This window comes from Burkholderia sp. MSMB1835 (assembly GCF_001526365.1).
In the GTDB taxonomy this organism is placed as follows: Bacteria; Pseudomonadota; Gammaproteobacteria; order Burkholderiales; family Burkholderiaceae; genus Burkholderia.
Genome location: NZ_LOYP01000003.1, coordinates 40,831 through 56,826 on the forward strand (window position 1 = coordinate 40,831; position 15,996 = coordinate 56,826).

Below are 15,996 nucleotides of genomic sequence, written 5' to 3' on the forward strand. Positions count from 1 at the left end.
GCCGGCCGATGTTGCAGAGAGGGCGTAAATCATTGATCCGAGGCCGATTATGACGACATCTGCAACAAACGACGCGAATGCCGTGCCGCTCGAAACGTCCGACCGCGCGGCGGCATCCGGCGACGCAGACCGTGCCCCGTCGATCCTGCTGGTCGACGACGAACCGAACGTGCTGTCGGCGCTCAGGCGTGTGTTTCGGCCCACCGGCTACGACATCGTGACCGCCGACAGCGGCGAGGCCGCGCTCGAGATCCTGGCGTCGACCGAAATCGACCTGATCGTGTCCGACATGCGGATGCCGCACATGAGCGGCGCGGAATTCCTGGCGCGCGCGCGCGGGCTGTACCCGGACACAATGCGCATTTTGCTGACCGGCTATGCGGAGATCGCGTCGGTCATGCAGGCCGTCAACGAAGGCGGCGTGTATCGCTATCTGAACAAGCCGTGGGACGATCACGACCTGCTGTTGACCATCGAGCAGGCGCTGGAGCAGCGCCGTCTGCGTCGCGAAGCGGCCCGGCTGGCGGCGCTGACGGAGGCGCAGAACGAAGCGCTGCGCCGTTTCAATACGGACCTCGAAACGCAGGTGCGCGCGCGCACCGAAGAGCTTGGCCAGACGGTGATGTTTCTCGAGGCGGCGCAAAGCGACCTGAAAAGCAGTTTCACGGCGATGGTCCAGGTGTGCGCGAGCATGATCGAGCTGCGCTGCGGGGCCGCGAGCGGGCATGCGATGCGGGTCGGCGAAATCGCGCGACGGCTCGCGCTGGCGGCCGGGATGAGCGAGCTGCACGCGCAGGACGTCTATTTCGCAGGGCTGTTGCACGGCATCGGCAAGCTGTCGCTGCCGGACGAATTGCTGCACAAGCCGCTCGCGCGGATGACGACGGACGAGCACCGCATGTTTCAGGAGCATCCGTTGCGTGCGCAGATGGTGCTCACGCCGGTCGCGCAGCTGCACAAGGTCGCGTCGATCGTGTTGCACCAGTACGAGCGCTTCAACGGCCGTGGCACACCGGACGGCCTGGTCGGCGACGCGATCCCGGTCGGCTCGCGGATCGTCGCGATCGCGCGCGATTTCGAAGGGCTGCGCAACGGCGAAATCGGTGCGCCGCATTCGATCGAACAGGCGATCGACGTGTTGCGCTCGCAGGCGAGCGTGCGTTACGACCCGCAACTGGTCGCGCGCTTCATCGAGTTGATGCGGGATCCGGCGAGTCTCGGCATCGCGGCGTCCGTCGCGGAAATCCGGTCGGCTCAACTGCGCGAGGGGATGCAGCTCGCCGACGATCTGCGCACGCATCGCGGCGTGTTGTTGATGACCAAAGGCAGCGTGATGTCCGCGCACCAGATCGAGCTCGTGCGCCGCTTCGAGACGCGCGAGGGCACGCCGTTCGACATTCTCGTGCTGGCCCGTCCGGCCGGGCAGCCGCACGCACCCCACGCAGGCGCGCCGCCGGCCTGACGTCGAAACGCCGGCCCGATCGCCGCGGGGCGCGCGACCGCCCGCGCCGCGGCGATGCATTCAACCCGTTCGGGGCGTCCGATCATGCATGGCATCTACAACGTTCCGCTCGTCCTGCTGTCGCTTGCGATCGCGACGCTTGCGTCCTATACGACGCTCGACCTCGCCGCGTTCATCTCGCTGCTCGACGATCCGAAGCTCAAGCGCGCATGGCTGGGCGGCGGCGCGGCGGCGATGGGCACCGGAATCTGGTCGATGCATTTCGTCGGCATGCTCGCGTTCTCGTTGCCGGTGCCGCTCGGCTATGCATGGCAGGAAACCGGCGCGTCGCTGGCGATCGCGGTGCTCGTATCGTATTTCGCGCTGAACGTCGTCACGCGCGCACGGCTCGCCTGGTGGCGGCTGTGCGCGGGCGGCGTGCTGATGGGCGGCGGGATCGCCGGCATGCATTACACGGGGATGGCCGCGATGCACATGCAGCCCGGCATTCGCTACGATGCCGCGCTGTTCGCCGCGTCGATCGGCATCGCGGTGATCGCGTCGACGGCCGCACTGTGGATCGCGCAGGCGTTGCGCATGCAGCAGGCGCGCCACGCGACCGCGCAACGCATCGGCGCGGCCGTCGTCATGGGCATCGCGATTACCGGCATGCACTACACGGCGATGGCGGCCGCGCATTTCGCGCCGGATGCGCGGTGCGGCGCCGCGAACGGGGGCGACGCGCCGTGGCTTGCGACGACGGTCGCGTTGTTTACGATGGCGACGTTGGTCGTCACGCTGCTGGTGTGCCGTTTCGATGCGCGCACAACTTTCCTGCGCGGGATGACCGACACGCTCGAACGGCTCGTGCGGTTGAGAACCAGTGAACTCGAACGCGCGCTGCATAGCTATGAGCAAACGACACGGATGCTGCAACGCACGCGCGAGAACATGGCGGCCGAGATCGACGAACGCAAGGCCGCGCACGCGCTGCTCGAACAGGAGAAGGACGAACAGCGGCGTTTGCTGCATGCGCTCGAGGAAACGCACGACCAGTTGCTGCAGTCGGAAAAGCTCGCGTCGATCGGCCAGCTCGCGGCCGGCGTAGCGCACGAGATCAACAATCCGATCGGCTTCGTCAGCGCGAACCTCAATACGTTGAAGACGTGGGTGCGCAGCCTGCTCGACGTGATCGCCGCACATGAAGCCGTGCTGCCGCAGCTCGACCCCGCCACCCGCGACGCGTTGACGGCCGTGCGCCGCGCGGCGGATCTCGACTATGTCCGGGACGAGATCGCGATGTTGATCGACGAATCGATCGACGGCGCGCTACGCGTGCGGCGCATCGTGCAGGACCTGCGCGATTTCTCGCGCCCGGCCAGCGACGAATGGAGCGTGGTCGATCTCCATGCAGGCCTCGAGAGCACGCTCAACGTCGTCCACAACGAACTGAAGTACAAGGCCGACATCGTGCGCGATTACGGCGATGTCCCGCATGTCGAATGCCTGCCGTCGCAGCTGAATCAGGTTTTCATGAACCTGCTGGTCAACGCGGCGCAGGCGATTCCGGAGCGCGGCGTGATCACGATCCGCACGTCGAGCGACGGCGATCACGTGTCGATCGCGATCAGCGATACCGGCGCCGGCATGACGCCCGACGTCGCGCGGCGGATCTTCGATCCGTTCTTCACCACGAAGCCGGTCGGGCAGGGCACGGGGCTTGGACTGTCGGTATCGCACGGCATCGTCGAGCGTCATCGCGGCACCATCGACGTGACCAGCGAACCGGGGCGCGGCACGACCTTCCGGATACGGTTGCCGGTTCGACGTGCGGCCGACCGCGCGAACGCGGTCGCGCTGGAGCAACGGGCGTGACGACACGACGACATGACGGCGAGCGGCCGCGGTCGCGGGCGCCGTGTGTCATGCCGATCGCTTGCGGCGCTGACGGCGAAAGAAATGCCAGAACATCGCGGTCGCGTCCGGCCCCGTGGCGGAATGGAACGGCTCGTCCGGATCTCCGCCGCTCCATGCATGCCGCAGCCCGCGAACGACACACACCCTGACGACCAGCCGGCCACGCTTCAGATAATCGATGTAGTCCGCCTCGTCCTGCGCGTAGCGGCGTTGCTCGCCGACGCGGATCGCGCCGTGTTCGTCGACGAGCCGGTTCAGTCGCGCGAACGCGATGCCGAGCTGCGTCGCATTGCGGTCGGTCACGACCGTGTCGAGCGCGCCGTGCACGACGAGCGCCGGCATGCCGGGATAGGACGCGACGTCGACGCACGCGTCGAGCACTTGGATCGGATCGTCGCGGATGCCGCGACGCATCAGGCTCATCGCGGCCATCGTCGACGACGGCGGCGCGATGGCCGGGCCCGAGTGCAGGCCGACCGCCGCGAAGCGGTCGGGATGCCGTATCGCCAGCGCCGCGGCGAGCCCGGCGCCCGCGGACATGCCGGCCACGTAGATCCGGTCGCGGTCGAAGCCGTGGCGCCGCACGATGGCGTCGACCAGCGACGCGACGGCTGCGGCTTCGGACTGGGTCGCGTCGCCATGCCAGTGCCAGCAGCGATGCGCATGGGCCGTCTTGGCCTGCTCGGGAAACAGCACGGCGAACCCGGAGCGCTCCGCGAGACGGCACATGCGCGTGCCCGCTGCGAACGATTCGGCAGTCTGCTTGCAGCCGTGCAGCATGACGATGGCCGGCATGCCCGCGGTTGCCGCCGGGGCGACGGGGAGATACAGCGCGTACGCAAGATGGTTCACGAGCCGGCCGGCGCTCGGGCCGACGGAATGAAACGAGCGGAGCCAGGTGCCGGGCGGCCGGGCCGACGGGGCGCGCGCGGCGCCGGTCCGTCTGGCGGTACGGACGGTGGCGGCGGGCTTGGCGGTCCGCGGGGCGGCCTTTTTGGTCGCCTTCTTGACGGCCGGCCGCGACCTGCCGACCGGCTTCTTCGGGCGCGCGCCGGTCGCGATGGCAAACAGGTCGAGAGGCCGCAACCAGAGGCTGGATTTTTTCCTGGGCATGTGCAGTTTCGTGCCGGCGGCCGGCCGTGGCAGGAAAATGCGGCCGAATCCGGCGTCGGGATGAAGGTAGAGCGAGCGCGGCGCAAGGTTCGTACTGCCGGTGCCGCGGCAATCGAACGGCGCCGCACCGACTGTCTCGGCCATGCTAGCCGCCCGGCGTGACGTGCGTGCGAATCGAAGGTCGCTTCGGCCCTGTCGCGATCCCCATTCAGTAGCATATCGTCCAAAGGTGCCGAGTACCGGCGCTCGACAGTGGCCGGCGGGCGCGCGGTCGATCGAAGCTGCTTCGACGCTCTCCGCACGCGCGGGCGGAAACGACCACGGCGATCGAATCGCCGGCTGACACCGATATTCACGTAATATCGTGCGGTTCGACCGAAGTGTCCATCGTTCATTCCGTTGTGAGGAGCGCCATGCGGCTTGCTGATTTCATCGTACGGAACATGGAACCGATCCTGGTGCAGTGGGAAGCGTTCGCCGCTACCCTGTTACCGGCCGCGAGGAACATGAATTCGATCGGGCTCCGCGATCACGCGCGAGAGATTCTGACCGCCGTCGCCAAGGACATCGCGACGCCGCAAACGAGGGAAGCGCAACGCCAGAAATCGCTGGGGCACGCGCCCGAGCCGGTGAATGCCGGAGAGACGGCCGCCGAGACTCATGCCACCCTGCGTGCCCGGCGGGGCTTCAACATCAACCAGCTGGCAGCCGAGTATCGGGCGCTGCGCGCAAGCGTGCTGCGCCTGTGGATCGACGAGTGTCGGCCGAGCATGCCCCATCTGGACGACATGATTCGCTTCAACGAGGCGATCGATCAGGCGCTGGCGGAATCCGTCGCCTTTTTTACCGAAGAGGTCGAGCAGGCTCGCAACTTGCTCCTCGGCATGCTGGGCCACGACATGCGCACGCCGCTGCAGACGATCCAGGTCACGGCGTCGTATCTCGCCGCGCTCAATGCAGGTGAGGAGGTATCGGAGGCAGCCGCGCGCCTGATCAGAAGCGGTGCACGCATGCACGGTCTTCTCGACGATCTCTGCGATTTCAATCGAACCCAGCTCGGACTGGGCATCAACGTCGTCCCCCGCAAGATCGATCTCGCGCACGTGCTCGTCAACGTGGTGGACGAGTTGCGGGCAGGTCATCCCGATCGCGAAATTACGCTCGATATGAGCGGCGATCTTCGAGGTGAATGGGACGATCAGCGAATGCAGCAACTGTTGAGTAATCTGGTGAGCAATGCCGTCAAGTACGGCGCGACCGGGACACCGGTGCGGGTGATGGCCGAGGCGGGCGGCGCGGAAGTGCTCATCGAGGTCGGCAATAACGGCCCGGCCATCGATCGGCTCACGCTGGACCGCATCTTCGATCCGCTCCAGCGCGGAGCGGATGGTTCGGACAGGACAGGCGACGATGCCGGCCTGGGACTCGGCTTGTTCATCGCCAACGAAATTGCCAAGGCGCATCGCGGCCGGATCGATGCGCGGTCCGATCGGACGGAAACCGTGTTCGCGGTGCGGTTGCCGAGAGGCGTGTGAGGCGGGGGCCGGGGATGTATTGGTTTCGGGCGGGTCCGCTCGGAGGCTCGTGGGAGGGTGGTGCTGCATCGCTTGGGGCGGAGGGTGCGGCAGTTTGCTGCTGGTGGGCTCGAGTGATCGCGAAAAGTTGCTTTAGCCGATGAGTTCGCAGTGGCCCGCATGCGATCGTTCGAGGTTTGTCAGCTGGCTTGCGATCGGGGATGGCGATAGGCTGTTGTCCTGCCAGGAACTGCCCTTCGACTACGGCGACTGGATTGATGACAATGTCGCGGGAGCAACGAGTGAAAAGGTCGATTCGTGGATCGGTTCACAAATCAAAATTAATGTGCCAATATGGCCGGCATGGAACTCCGTAACGTCCCGAACCCATCCCATCATCATCACGGTCGTCACTCGATGCGCCGTGATTCGTTACGTCCATAGCAGGATTTCCGGGATTGCAGTTCTCCCATCCTGTACAAACGACCAAGGCGCCTACGGCGCCTTTTTTATTTTTTACCTCGAGGAGGACTCTCATGAGCATGATTCGCGGAACACGCTTCATCGTTGGCAAGGAAGCCGCACAAATTCGCGCTCTGGAAACTCAATTCCGGAGCTATCTTCATTAAGGTTGGAGCGGAGGAGGCGATTGTCCCGGCGTTGTGGTCGCAAGATACATTCATTCAAAAAGCCGGGGGTAGCGAGATCATCGGCCAGATGTGGGCCTTTCCCGATAAGAAGGGACGCGCTTGCTGCCTGATTCCTGAGGCCACGGCCCTGTTCCAGGAGCGATGCAGCGAGCTGCTGGGCCGACGACGGGAGCGGATGTTGTTTTATATCGCTCGATGCTACCGCTATGAACGACCTCAAGCCGGTCGCTACCGCGAATTCTCCCAACTGGGATTCGAGTATCTCTGCCCCAACCCGGAAGCCGCAGTCAAACGCAGCCAGGAAGTAGCGATCGGCTTTTTCGATTCACTCGGCCTTCGCTATGAAATCGACGATTCGGCCCGCAGAGGCCTCAGCTACTATCTGAATGGTCGGGGCTTCGAAATGCGCTGTACCGAACTCGGAGCACAACAGCAAGTGGTTGGTGGCGGTGCATATCAGGAGGGAGCCGGTTTCGGCATCGGCGCTGAACGACTATTGTTGGCGATGACCGCTCAAGGGCTTGTGTAGCGAAGTCCAATGCCGACGCGGCTTGCGGCTAGGAACAGTCGCAAGCTCCATATCGCCGGCTACACGGAGTCAAGCGATGGCACGAACGTCCGCTTTCCGCAATCTCGACTGTCCCTTGTGGGGCTACAGCGGAACGCGTCTGGCTGCAGCTGGCCACAAACCGACGTTCCGACATAACAATCGTACGTCAGCTTATGGACGGTCATGCCTGTTGCATGACGCTCGAGCTTCACTCACTGCATGAGTCTGGCCGACGCTGCTGTGGGCCAATTTTTTTTGACGTCTGATACATTCAGTTGGCATCCATTTCGGGGATACGTCATGAAACTTCGGACCGTGTATTTGAAGGTGAGTGATATGGAAACGTCCACTTCTTTCTGGGAGCGACTTCTCGGATATGAACCGCTTAAGCGGTCCGGCAAGTGGACTGAATTCATGATCGGCACAAACAGACTGGGCCTTTTGTTAAACGATTTTGGCGATGAGATAAAAGGTAGCAGCTCCGTCCCTGTCTTCGAGTTCGAAGAAAATGCACTTCACGAATTCGTGAACCGGGCAACAGAAAACGGGGCCTCCGTCGTGATGGACGGATTGAAGATCGAGTCCATGAAAAGCATCGTATTGAGCAGCCCAGACGGACACGAGTTCGAGCTTTGCATGTGCCGTAACTAACCAATGGCTGTGCAGTTCATCGCATGTCCTGCGAACGACCGCTTGGCGGCGACGAGGGGCCGGTGCAGGAGCCACGACGAATGTCGCTTCCGCCGGAAGAAGTCGCTCGACATTCGACGCAAGACTGCTGACAATCCTGCGTTTCGGACCTTGTCGGATATGTCACATGCCGCAGTCGCAAATGTTGAAAATGTTGCCGCCCGAGATCGCGCGGCACTCAATTTCACATAGGGAGATCGTCCTTCCATTCGACGCGGCTATTGCCGCAGTCGATTGGTGTGCGATCAACCAGATTCCCATCCTCGGTTGGGAAGGATGGATTCGGTCTGCGGATGGGCGGGTCGGTCACGGCAATGCACCGCAGGGAACAACGAGTCTAGAAGGTCTTTCGGTGCGCGATGCGGCCGACTTCTGTCGTCGGACAATCTGCGCTGCCGCATTGGACTGGACGAAAATGCATCCAGAAACAACGGATCGACTACATTTCTGCATCACCGTCGATGCGACGGGTGTCGCAGAAAGATCGTAAGGCAATTGGCGGCCAGGAGCGGTCGGTAGCCCTCGCGTCTTGTATCGGCAACAATCACCACAGCGACCGACGTTTTTCCCAACGACTACTGCGAGCGAATCCGTGATGCCCGATTTACTTAATGAAACCGAGCGACCATCATGGTTTGCTTATCCGCGCCACTTTGTCCGGGCTGTTGAACTGAATATCCTCAATTTGGATCCGTGGCAGCTACTGGAGGGAAAATGGCTCCACGTTCGGCTCGAAGGGCTGGCTACGCGATATCCGGATCGGCAGTTGGTTCCTTTCTTCCGGGATACGAGTAGCGACGACATAGCCTGTTGGGAGGCGGGCAAGGGCGAACGAGTGCAGATCGTTCATGATTTCGCGTCGCCAGGGTGGGAATGCGTCGGCGAGTTCGAAAATTTCCTATGCTGGTACAAGGCCACCGCAGAGATCGCATTGAACTTTGAGTGACCGCTTGCGGGATATCTACCACCTATCATGTGCGTCGACAGTCAGCCTCGCCCGTTTCGGTCAGAGCAAGAGGTTCTTTCTCAAATCGCCCAATTTAGTCCGGCTGGCGGGGACTGGTTACCGCTCGAGCGTCTTTTGGAAGATCTCTGGAGCGTCGGGGTGTCGGAAAAATCGTTGAGTGTTCTATTCGGTCTTTTTGAACGATTCCCCGATAGTGATGGGGCGGGAGTGCTTTGGAGCATTGTTCACGGGGTCGAGAGTCTTGGCATTCCTTATGAACAGGAGCTGGCAAAGTCGCTCTCGCAATGCTCGTCTCACATGGGCAACATAATGATGTCGCGATTACGGCGCAGTCTTGAATAATGTGCTGGCTGACGAAGAGGCGCAAAGCGGAGGGCGCAATGGCGGAATTGAACATCGCGGAAGTTTTGTATCCAAGCGGTGCACTTAGATACCGCTATAGCAGATACCTAGCCGCTGATGGGCGGCGATGGATTCGGCACGGCCTCTTCGTCGAATACAGAGAGGATGGCACTCTCGCGTCTGAAGGAACGTACGAACACGGCGTTGAGCACGGAGTCTGGAAGGATTTCCATCCAAACGGACAACTAGCCGCCCTTGGGGACTACGATCACGGAACCGAAGCAGAGAACTGGACGTATTGGGATGCTGAAGGGCGACGCGAGATAAAGTGACGGGCGATCGCAACATTGGTTGCTCTCGAAAACGGGGAAGGAGTGGCTACTAACGGCCCCTGATGGCCCTTGCGGTGGGCGCGGACATCCGGTCAAGCGGCTGCTGCCGGCCAGAGACGGTCGCTCAAGTCCATGCCCTATCGTGATCGCGCATAATCGTGCTGCATCTGATGGGCCAGATGCAGCTTGGAGGCGAGCTTCAGCAATGAAAAATGTTCAGATCATTGACGGCGCAGAAAATTGTGTTTATGACATTTTTGCAGCAACAGACGAGCAGTTTGACTTGATATTTCCGAACGAGACTGACATTGCATTCATCGACGAGGTTTATGGCCGATTGGATGAGGCGTCGTTGAATGCTGCTTTCGCCGAGATATGGACTCGTCCGGTGAAAAAGAAGGAGGCGAGCGGTATTCACGGCACGCTCTTCTATGGGCTTGAGCAGAAGAAGAAATACTATCCTTCCAGGAAAGACGATGAAGCAGTCAATCCTAACGGAAGCCATTTGCGATAGTGAGATTTTTTAGCGCACGACGCGCCAGCGTAGATCAGAAGTCTCACATGCGTTACCTGCGCCGATGAACTAAATGACCGCTTCGTGCAGGACCGACCGACCGCTTCGGGGCTATAGCCGAACGCGTCTGGCTGCAGCTGGCCATGAACGGACAGTCGACGGGGTTGCCTCGATCGTTGACGATCGACCTGTCGTTGACTTGGTTGCGACTCTCCGTTGGGAGCGTCGATGCTAATTTACGGAGATTCTCAGCGCTTATGGCTATCGTTTGGGGACCATGCTGCTTTTGCGGGCAGTCGATAGAGAAGACCGAAACTGATCCGTGCGAGGTCTGCGTTACAACTGCTGAGGGACCTCGAAAATCGCAGGTTTGGTTTTGCCACGGCCAATGCTTTCGTGATCGACTGGGTTCCCCGCCTGATGAAGCCGGTCCCGAATTCTTCGACCCAGCATACTTTTGATCAACGCCGACTACGCCGCGCCACAATCCATATCGAAATGTCCAACGTCGGCCAGCAACGGACCTTCGGCCGATGCGTTGAGCGACCGCCCCCATGGCAGTTGCACTGTGCAAACGGCCATTCAATCGTTCGGTCGGCGATTTCGCATCGACGGAAATTCTAAAGGGGCGCTGGCAGCGAAACCCATTCGCGGACGCCGGAGACGGGCCTCCCAACGCGTTCGATGCCGCCTTGCAGGGGTGCGCGGCGCGCGGGCGGTGTCGGGTATAGTCAGCGGGTTCTTTATCCTTACGGTATCCGTTCAATGGAATCAAGACGCAAGACAGTGGGCGTAGTCGCGCCCGCGGGTGTGCCCGATCCGCAAGCCATCGAGCGTGGCATCGCGCTGGTCGAGAGCTGGGGCTTCAAGGTCACGACGGGCGCGCATCTCGGTAGCCGGTACCGCTATTTCGCCGGTACCGCCGAGGAGCGCGCGGACGATCTGCGGCGCATGCTGATGGACCCGTCGATCGACATCGTCTGGCTCGCGCGGGGAGGATTCGGCTGCGCGCATCTGCTCGAGCACCTGCCCGACGAGATTGCGACGCCGAAGACGATCATCGGTTTTTCCGACGCGACGTCGCTTTTCTGCGCGCTCGCCGACCGGCCCGGCGTGCGCTTGTTGCATGGTCCGACATTCCACAGCCTGGCGACCAAGGTCGACGACGCGACGCGTGCCGACATGCGCGCCGTGCTGACCGGTGGCAAACGCTCACCGCTGAGCCTGCGGCATTTGTCCGGCGCCCGTGGTGCGGTGCGGGGACGTCTGTGCGGCGGCAACGTGACGGTGCTCGCGAGCGTCGCGGGTACACGCTGGTCGCTTCGCTCACGCGACGCGATCGTACTGCTGGAAGACGTGACGGAGTTCGGCTACCGGCTCGACCGCAGCCTGACGCAACTGCGTCTGAGCGGCGCGTTCGACGGGGCCCGCGCGTTCGTGCTCGGGCAATTCACGCGCTGCTCGATCCCGGACGGCGCGGATTTCACGCTCGAGCAGATGCTTGTCGACGTGCTGGGCGGCTTCGGCTTGCCGATCTACTCGGGTCTGCCGATCGGACATGAACACCGCAACATCACTTGGCAATACGGCAACCAGGCTGCCATCGAGAACAGCGCGATCCGGTTCGTCGCGTAGCGTCGAATCGGTTCTGTCGCAATGCATAACCGATGTTTGCGAGCGGTCTGCAGGCCAATCTGAGAGCCCGAGTTTTCTGCCAGCGATTCGATAACCGCGTGCCACAAGTTCTCGACAGGGTCGCCGAACAGCCACCGATCAACCTAATCGAGCGAACGGCCGCCGTACACTTCGGAATCGCCGTTGAGTTTCCGCCGGGGCGGAGGGCCGAAGTGGAGCGATCGGCGCCGGTCGTGCGTCACAGGGCGGCGGCCGGCCGCGTTCGGCCAGAAGCAGGCATTCGACGAACCGACATGAATTGGCGACAAATTTGATTCGAAGGGCGCTCCTGGAATGTCCCTTTATCGCACGGATCTCCCGACATGCTGCCATCTGTTGACGAACTCCTCATGCTCGACTCGCTGACGTTACGTGCCCATACAGAACAGGCGGGCGATGCCTTTGACATGAACGAGCACCGGGTGAAGCTGCAAAAAGCCTTGGAGGTCAATGAGGTATGTTCAGTGCGACGGGAGGGCAGGCTCGTTGCTAGACTGATGCCTCTGCCGAGCGGACATCTGAGTGGCCGAAGTTGGTAGGCGATGGAAGCGGTCGGCCGACGTGGGCACCTATATTGACGACAATCGATCAGACTTACCTTGCATGCGACGTCCCCCCCGCCAAGTTGAACAAAATCCGAGATGAATTCACCCTCAATAGTCAAGCCACTTGAACATCCCTTGTCGGCGTTCGCTTCGAACATCGATTCTGCGCGCGACGTCGCTGTCGCTGGACTACGATGGGCAACTCCATATTGGTGTGACCTCTCGATCGGTTGGTTGGAGCAAGGCCTGGCCGTTGACGACGAGATAGACGAAATACTGCGAGAAATTTCCGAGAACCGACGTTTTCCGCAGAGGCTACGGCATCGCCCGTTTGCGCTACACGTACGATTCACGAGGACTAGAGAAGCTGGATAGTCGCTAGATCCGCGATCGGCCGAGTTTTTGGGGAGGAGGCGGGGAAGCCCCGCCCTGCGCTGGCGACAACCGAATGTCTACGTCGACAGTCGGCCATTCTGAGACGTTCGACATCGTGGTCTGGTTCGTCGACAATCCGCCTGGAGTTCAGGCTCCAGAGTCACGAGTACTCCCAACTAGCGAACAATCAAATGGCGCAAGAATGACCTCGTATGCAGAAATATATTTGAAAGATTTTCACCGCCGCCGGGCAGGAGCAACGCGTCGAGCTTATGGTAATCGACCTGCACGATCTGCGCAGGCAGCATACCCCTCTTCCTATCACGCACTGGCGGATCGTGTACCGAATGAAGCGATGTCGCGGACTGTGCTCGATCTGGCATGTGGTGATGGGCCATTGCTTCAAATTCTGAACGACAGGGGACATTCAGCAACGAAGCTGATTGGCATAGATATGAGCGATGGCGAGTTAAGCGCGGCTCGAGAAATATTGCCGCACGAAATACGATTGCTCAACGAGCGTGCACAAGAAACGTCGCTCGATAGCGGCTCGGTAGACTACGTGCTGTCGCACATGGCTCTCATGTTGATGGACGATATCGAACAAGTTGTTCGAGAGATTCGCCGGGTATTGCGTAACGGCGGCAGCTTTTCCGCTATCGTCGGGCGGAGTTTTTTGACTGGCGAGGTCGGCGAAGTCTTTTTGGACATCTTCAAGCCAATCGCGACGGCTCAGCTCACGGAGTTGCGACTCGGTGACGCGCGCACACGCAGTGAAGCGGGCTGGCAAGAACTACTCAAGTCCAATTTTGTTGATGTGGCTTTTGAAGACATCGAAATCGACTGGACGCCTACACCCGAGCAGCTGTGGTTGGACATGCTGGATACCTACGATGCCGACCGAATGTCGGAAGCGGCGCGCGCGCAGTTCAAAAGTGAACTGTTCTCGGCGTTCGAGCGCATGCAAAGCGAAGACGGCACGTTGCAAACTGGATGGGGCCTGCGTCTTGTTCAGGCCACTGCTGCCTAGAGGCGAGCTTGAAGGACGGCTCAGGGTAGCACCGAGCCAGTCGCCTGTAGATGCTCGCTCGGCCATATCCGTCATTCGTCGGCGTGCGCCGGCAAACGCTCGACCGGTCGCTTCCCGGTGCACTGCAGACGTTCAGTCGCAGATCGCGCGCGTCGCGCTATCGCGCCGATGCCGCTTGTGCTCGCCAACTCCGTGACTAGACTGGATCAATAGCGCCCGGGCGTGCTTCAGCGGCAGCCGCCCGTCGCGAGTCAGTGGACCGCTGGCGCTCGCGTAAGTAGACACCGGGCAGGAGGACATGTGAAATGCTTCAATCTGGCCCCAGGAAAGAGCATGGCATCGAGGCGGGCAGGGAGCGCGATGGCGGGCGCGGTTCTGCTGGCGTGCTCTGTCTTCGTCACGTCGGGGCATGCCGAGCCGGTTGTCACGGGGCCGCTCAGCGTCGACGGATCGCTCGTCGTCCTCGGGCCGGTTACTGTCGACGGCTCGCTGACGGTGGCCGGCGACATCTCCGCCAGCGGCCCGGTCACCGCGGCCTCGATTGAACGGATTCCTCCCGACGGTCATGCCATACGCAGACGTCAGGGAGAAAATACGTTTCACGGTCCACTCACCGTGCATGGCCCGCTGACCGTGCACGGGGATCTGGAAGCACGTGGACCGATTTCCGTTGGCGGCGCCATCGGCGCCGTTGGGACAGTTGACGCTGAGGGTCCGATTACGGAGCGTCGTTGAATACGCGTCAGTGTAGATGGCACTCGTTCTGTTGACTTGGCGGTCGGTTGACGCATGACGCAGCATCCACATTCGAAGCGTTCTGGCACTCGGCGATGCGCTCGACTTCGGCCAGGAAGAGGCACTCACAATTGCATCTTCAAAGAGCGAACATTCACGCTCAGCACTGTGCAGGAAATCCAAGCGGCTCGCCGCCGACATCTGTTCACGTCAATGTGATGCGCCAGATGTCGGCTATGCCTTTATGTCGCGATGATGCGCTTATGCGGCCGTAGCGCTTGCTGCTTCGTCGATTAGATCGGCCACCTCCACCGCTTTCGATGCCAACGACGCATGACTGGCCGCAAGCGTGATGACTTTACGTGCACCCAGCCGACCCGACATGCGCTCCTGGTTCGCAGGCGCGATCATCCGGTCCTCGCTCGAAATCTGATACCACGACGGCTTGTTCTTCCACGCGGGTGCACCGGAGTTGTCCCCCTGCGCGGCGCGTACCCGCGCAGGCGAGCGTGTTACCGTCAACGTGCGTCCGTGAACCGCGGATCGATATACGCATCGACGTCCTGCGACTGCTTGTAAACGGCATTACGCACATTGAACGCATTCGCATTGCGCGTCGAGCCGTAGATCGAATCGAGCCCGTCGCCCTTGCGGAACACACGCTTCGCGGCCGCCTCGTCGAGCAGGTGCGTGCCCTGCAGCAGCGGAAGGTATTGTGCCGGTGCGAGCCCGACGCGTGCCGACATGATCTTGACTGCGTCGGCCTGCGTCTTCGGATCGTTGATGTACGCGACGCAGCGATACCAGACCTTGACCACCTTCGCCCAATCGGCCCGGCGCGCGGCGAGACTCGCCGGCGCGACGGTGATCGCATCGTAGATCAACCCCGGCGCATCCGCCGACGTGAAGATCGCGCGCGAACCCGGCGCGCGCTTCAACGCCTCGCCGGCGTTCGGCTGCCATGCGGCCACCGCCGCGATGTCTGCCGACGAACCGAGCACCTGCGGCAGTTCGTTGGTTTTCGCATTCACGAGCGTGACGTCGCTGTCCTTGAGCCCGTGCTTGCGCAGCGCGGTTTCGAGCAACAGGTGGTCGACCAGGCCGAGCTCGACGCCGACCTTCTTGCCCTTCAGCGCCTCGACGGTGCGCAGCGGCGGCTTCGCGACGATCATGTCGTTGCCGGCCGAATAGTCGGTCAGCAGGATCATCACGTTCTTCGCGCCGGATGCGCCCGTCACGAGCGCATCGCCGTTGGTCGCCGCGACCGCGTCGAGCTTGCCTGCGGAGAACGCGTCGAGCGACGCCGAATAATCGAACCATTCGAAATCGACGTCGACGCCGGCTTCCTTGAACCAGCCCTTGTCGAGCGCGACCTGGAATGCGACCCAGCCGGGCCAGTCGCTGTAGCCGATCTTCAGCGGCGCGGCCGCCTGCGCGGCAGGCGCCGCCCATAGCGCGGCCGCCGCGGCGGCCGCGCCCAATGCGTGGCGGATGAAACAGAAGGACGGCAGGCGGCGGAACGCCGGGGCGGGACGGGTCATCGTTGTTCTCCAGGAGACCGGGATCGGGATCGTCGATAGGACTGTGCGCGTGCGCACGGTCCGGCC

The 15,996-nt window shown here is 61.9% G+C and carries 14 protein-coding genes and 1 pseudogene; 12 read left to right on the top strand and 3 right to left on the bottom strand.

The annotated features are described in order from the left end of the window. Positions 1-49 precede the first annotated feature (49 nt). Together WS96_RS01420 and WS96_RS01425 are read left to right on the top strand one after the other, a co-directional pair. Positions 50-1,462, top strand: a complete 1,413-nt coding sequence (locus tag WS96_RS01420; RefSeq protein ID WP_059830085.1) for an HD domain-containing phosphohydrolase — start codon at positions 50-52, stop codon at positions 1,460-1,462. Between the two features lie 84 nt (positions 1,463-1,546). Beyond that, positions 1,547-3,316, top strand: a complete 1,770-nt coding sequence (locus tag WS96_RS01425) for a histidine kinase (RefSeq protein ID WP_059830087.1) — start codon at positions 1,547-1,549, stop codon at positions 3,314-3,316. Positions 3,317-3,364: 48 nt separating this feature from the next. Here WS96_RS01425 and WS96_RS01430 read toward each other — a convergent pair whose 3' ends face one another. Then, entirely contained in the window at positions 3,365-4,471 is a 1,107-nt protein-coding gene (locus WS96_RS01430; protein WP_059830191.1) for an extracellular catalytic domain type 1 short-chain-length polyhydroxyalkanoate depolymerase, read from the bottom strand. Positions 4,472-4,884: 413 nt separating this feature from the next. On the opposite strand from WS96_RS01430, the gene WS96_RS01435 reads away from it, so the two are divergent. From WS96_RS01435 to WS96_RS01465, 10 genes are all read left to right on the top strand, one after another. Continuing rightward, positions 4,885-6,006, top strand: a complete 1,122-nt coding sequence (locus tag WS96_RS01435; protein ID WP_059830088.1) for a sensor histidine kinase — start codon at positions 4,885-4,887, stop codon at positions 6,004-6,006. Between the two features lie 546 nt (positions 6,007-6,552). Then, complete coding sequence (locus WS96_RS01440) at positions 6,553-7,164, top strand: ATP phosphoribosyltransferase regulatory subunit (RefSeq protein WP_059830090.1); 612 nt, start codon at positions 6,553-6,555, stop codon at positions 7,162-7,164. Positions 7,165-7,485: 321 nt separating this feature from the next. Beyond that, on the top strand, positions 7,486-7,836 hold the full coding sequence (locus tag WS96_RS01445) for a VOC family protein (RefSeq protein WP_059830092.1): 351 nt from the start codon (positions 7,486-7,488) through the stop codon (positions 7,834-7,836). Between the two features lie 166 nt (positions 7,837-8,002). After that, complete coding sequence (locus WS96_RS33465) at positions 8,003-8,365, top strand: hypothetical protein (protein ID WP_156443542.1); 363 nt, start codon at positions 8,003-8,005, stop codon at positions 8,363-8,365. Between the two features lie 105 nt (positions 8,366-8,470). Continuing rightward, the gene (locus WS96_RS31620) at positions 8,471-8,821 is read left to right on the top strand and encodes a hypothetical protein (RefSeq protein ID WP_082720146.1); all 351 of its coding nucleotides are present in this window, start codon (positions 8,471-8,473) and stop codon (positions 8,819-8,821) included. A 401-nt stretch (positions 8,822-9,222) separates the two neighbouring features. Next, positions 9,223-9,516: a toxin-antitoxin system YwqK family antitoxin gene (locus tag WS96_RS31625; protein ID WP_082720150.1), complete on the top strand. Its 294-nt coding sequence runs from the start codon at positions 9,223-9,225 to the stop codon at positions 9,514-9,516. Between the two features lie 205 nt (positions 9,517-9,721). Further along, positions 9,722-10,030 carry a hypothetical protein gene (locus WS96_RS01450; RefSeq protein WP_059830094.1) on the top strand — a complete coding sequence of 103 codons (309 nt, stop codon included), beginning with the start codon at positions 9,722-9,724 and terminating at the stop codon, positions 10,028-10,030. Positions 10,031-10,795: 765 nt separating this feature from the next. After that, a complete protein-coding gene (locus tag WS96_RS01455) occupies positions 10,796-11,665 on the top strand; it encodes a S66 peptidase family protein (RefSeq protein WP_059830095.1) in 870 nt (289 codons plus the stop codon). Positions 11,666-12,697: 1,032 nt separating this feature from the next. After that, a complete protein-coding gene (locus WS96_RS01460) occupies positions 12,698-13,654 on the top strand; it encodes a class I SAM-dependent methyltransferase (protein WP_257127910.1) in 957 nt (318 codons plus the stop codon). 333 nt (positions 13,655-13,987) lie between these two features. After that, positions 13,988-14,389 (top strand): hypothetical protein, encoded by a 402-nt coding sequence (locus tag WS96_RS01465; protein ID WP_059830099.1) that lies wholly within the window; start codon positions 13,988-13,990, stop codon positions 14,387-14,389. 261 nt (positions 14,390-14,650) lie between these two features. On the opposite strand, the pseudogene WS96_RS34290 reads toward WS96_RS01465, so the two are convergent. Then, positions 14,651-14,860: pseudogene (locus tag WS96_RS34290) on the bottom strand (alpha/beta hydrolase); the annotation flags it as partial. A gap of 47 nt (positions 14,861-14,907) precedes the next feature. Next, complete coding sequence (locus tag WS96_RS01470; RefSeq protein ID WP_059830101.1) at positions 14,908-15,930, bottom strand: ABC transporter substrate-binding protein; 1,023 nt, start codon at positions 15,928-15,930, stop codon at positions 14,908-14,910. Positions 15,931-15,996: the final 66 nt, after the last annotated feature.

What these genes read in the sequence shown, in the direction of transcription:
- WS96_RS01420 (WP_059830085.1), top strand. Translation starts at nt 50, where the DNA reads ATGACGACATCTGCAACAAACGACGCGAATGCCGTGCCGCTCGAAACG.
- WS96_RS01425 (WP_059830087.1), top strand. Translation starts at nt 1,547, where the DNA reads ATGCATGGCATCTACAACGTTCCGCTCGTCCTGCTGTCGCTTGCGATC.
- WS96_RS01430 (WP_059830191.1), bottom strand. Translation starts at nt 4,471, where the DNA reads ATGCCCAGGAAAAAATCCAGCCTCTGGTTGCGGCCTCTCGACCTGTTT.
- WS96_RS01435 (WP_059830088.1), top strand. Translation starts at nt 4,885, where the DNA reads ATGCGGCTTGCTGATTTCATCGTACGGAACATGGAACCGATCCTGGTG.
- WS96_RS01445 (WP_059830092.1), top strand. Translation starts at nt 7,486, where the DNA reads ATGAAACTTCGGACCGTGTATTTGAAGGTGAGTGATATGGAAACGTCC.
- WS96_RS33465 (WP_156443542.1), top strand. Translation starts at nt 8,003, where the DNA reads ATGCCGCAGTCGCAAATGTTGAAAATGTTGCCGCCCGAGATCGCGCGG.
- WS96_RS31620 (WP_082720146.1), top strand. Translation starts at nt 8,471, where the DNA reads ATGCCCGATTTACTTAATGAAACCGAGCGACCATCATGGTTTGCTTAT.
- WS96_RS31625 (WP_082720150.1), top strand. Translation starts at nt 9,223, where the DNA reads ATGGCGGAATTGAACATCGCGGAAGTTTTGTATCCAAGCGGTGCACTT.
- WS96_RS01450 (WP_059830094.1), top strand. Translation starts at nt 9,722, where the DNA reads ATGAAAAATGTTCAGATCATTGACGGCGCAGAAAATTGTGTTTATGAC.
- WS96_RS01455 (WP_059830095.1), top strand. Translation starts at nt 10,796, where the DNA reads ATGGAATCAAGACGCAAGACAGTGGGCGTAGTCGCGCCCGCGGGTGTG.
- WS96_RS01460 (WP_257127910.1), top strand. Translation starts at nt 12,698, where the DNA reads ATGTCTACGTCGACAGTCGGCCATTCTGAGACGTTCGACATCGTGGTC.
- WS96_RS01465 (WP_059830099.1), top strand. Translation starts at nt 13,988, where the DNA reads ATGGCATCGAGGCGGGCAGGGAGCGCGATGGCGGGCGCGGTTCTGCTG.
- WS96_RS01470 (WP_059830101.1), bottom strand. Translation starts at nt 15,930, where the DNA reads ATGACCCGTCCCGCCCCGGCGTTCCGCCGCCTGCCGTCCTTCTGTTTC.